The organism is Cupriavidus sp. UYPR2.512, assembly GCF_000379565.1.
In the GTDB taxonomy this organism is placed as follows: domain Bacteria; phylum Pseudomonadota; class Gammaproteobacteria; order Burkholderiales; family Burkholderiaceae; genus Cupriavidus.
In genome coordinates this window covers 1-1,474 of record NZ_KB903089.1, presented here as the reverse complement: position 1 = coordinate 1,474, position 1,474 = coordinate 1, and the positions used below count along the sequence as shown (strand labels likewise).

Below are 1,474 nucleotides of genomic sequence, written 5' to 3'. Positions count from 1 at the left end.
AGTTTGCATCGCATTCCTTACCAATTCTGCATTTTTATGCAGGACGGTTCAGCTCGTCCGTTTAACGCAAAAAAGCCGGCTTTTGAACCACGCCGACGCCCCTTTCACGGCTCGCAGAAATGGGTACGCACAGCCGCAGACGAATGTCATGGGTATGCGTCGAGCGCTCGGCATGCGGGGTTCAATTCATGGTGACGCGCGTTGCTGTTTGCCACGGCGCGCAGTCAAAACGTGTTCTCGGCTCCGGAGTGCCAGTGATTGCCCCGCCAGATGTATTCAGATGGCCAGCGATTAGCGGGTGCAAAACCCCGGAATCAAGATATGGGGGCGTGCGTGGAGTCGAGCACAGCATCAACGGGATCTGGCCGCAGCACTAACGAAGTCAAAGCCAGAGGCGGGATACTGCTGGTGAAAAACAGGCCGAAGCTCAGTGCGGCTTGTCTGGGGCGATCAAACTGGGCGCCGGTGTGCGCCCATCCTGCTTCAATCGACCGGTTGCCGAAGGCCAGTTCAGTCGACGCGCAAATATTACGCCGAAGCTTCGGGAGTCGTGACGGCCGGTGCTACTTTCTTCGCCGCGGTTCGCTTCTTCGCCACGGCTTTCACTGCGGCCTTCTTCGGCGTGACCGTTGCGGCGGCTTTGCTACCGGCCGCCTTTTTCGGGGCGACCTTCGTGGCGGTGGCTTTGGCCGATGCCTTCTTGACGCTTGCAGCCTTCGCCTTCTTCGCCGCGAGCTTGTCCTTGGCGGCTTGCTTTTCAAAACGCGCGGCAGACTTTGCGGCCTCCGTGGCTTTCGCGACGTCACGCTTTGCCGCTTCAATCGCCTTCTTCGTGTCCGCGCGCAGTTTCAGCAAGCGCTTTTTCGCGGCCTGGGCTTCACGTGCGAGCACGCTCGCCTTCTTCGTCGGTACCGTCAGCTTCCTTGCGACAGGCTTCTTTTTGGTGACCGCGCTCGTCGGTGTCGTTGCTTTGGTTGCTGCGACCATGTTGATTATCCGTTGTTCGTTGGAGCGCGGAGTATAACCTTTGTCGCAATCTGCGGTGATCCGCGGCGCACCATTGGGTTGCGAAACGTCTGAGACATCGACCAACAATCCGATGGGTTTCCGCTTCGTCGCTGCATTGCAGCACACGTAGCACTTGATTCCGGCGACAAGAACGATTAGTGTCAACGCTCGGTGTGCGCATACTCAGCGCGTCCTCGCACCGAATTCACTTGGTGTTGTTCCAATCATCCTCCGTGGAACTCCGTCCACGGACAAGCAGTCGTAGTTCCTTTTTTCGACACCCGACGAAGGAGCCTGACATGCTCAGTCCGCATGAAATCGCCGCGCTGCTACTGCTTGGTGATGCGCAAGACATCGACGATCTCGAACCGGAAAGTAACATCGAATACGCTCGGCTGTCTCTGAACACTGTGCAGACCCACGACAAAGCCTTGAAGTTGCAGTTCGGTGCGAGCCGGTGCACGCG

2 protein-coding genes are annotated in these 1,474 nt (G+C 58.0%); one reads left to right on the top strand and one right to left on the bottom strand.

Going from position 1 to position 1,474, the window contains the following annotated elements; genetic code table 11:
• Positions 1-195 (top strand): hypothetical protein (locus A3A5_RS45050; protein ID WP_232431434.1); only part of this gene is annotated, 195 nt, incomplete at its 5' end.
• Between the two features lie 333 nt (positions 196-528).
• Here the strand turns inward: A3A5_RS45050 and A3A5_RS42030 are convergent.
• Entirely contained in the window at positions 529-987 is a 459-nt protein-coding gene (locus tag A3A5_RS42030) for a fumarate hydratase (RefSeq protein ID WP_081623967.1), read from the bottom strand.
• Between the last annotated feature and the right edge of the window lie 487 nt (positions 988-1,474).